General features: G+C 55.8%; 1 protein-coding gene. It reads right to left on the reverse strand.

Features of this window, described 5'->3' with window-relative positions:
• On the reverse strand, nucleotides 1-559 hold a 559-nt coding region (locus TZ48_RS03790), incomplete at both ends, for a Calx-beta domain-containing protein (RefSeq protein WP_275426407.1).

Genomic DNA, 559 nt, shown 5'->3' on the forward strand with positions numbered 1-559 from the left:
CAGAGCCGTCATCAAGAATGGTACCCACGCCCGTGGCCGAGCCATTGGTGGTGACATTGTTGTTATCAGTGACGGTCACACCGAAGGTCTCTGGGCCTTCGAATATGTCGCCCTGCGTGGTGGCAACGGTGACTTTAAACTCGGTCACGCCTGCAGGTAGAGTGATATTGCCATCAGTAATGGTGAGAGGCACATCAGACACGCCATCGTTATACGTGGCGGTGATGGCACCTATATCGCCAGACTCTGCGGTGTAGCTACCATCGGTCGCCGTGGCGAGGTTCAAAACCACATCCGCTTCGGTCTCTTTCGACAGATTCACAGTGAACATGGCACCCGTGCCTTCGTCCACTGACACGGCTGGCGTGATAGACAGCGCTGGGCGGTCATCGTCTGGATCGGGCTCTGGCCCCGTACCGTCATCAAGAATGGTACCCACGCCCGTGGCGGAGCCATTGGTGGTGACATTGTTGTTATCAGTGACGGTCACGCCGAAGGTTTCTGAGCCTTCGAATATGTCGTCCTGCGTGGTGACAACAGTGACTTTAAACTCAGTCAC

Source organism: Vibrio variabilis (genome assembly GCF_003263785.1).
In the GTDB taxonomy this organism is placed as follows: Bacteria; Pseudomonadota; Gammaproteobacteria; order Enterobacterales; family Vibrionaceae; genus Vibrio; species Vibrio variabilis.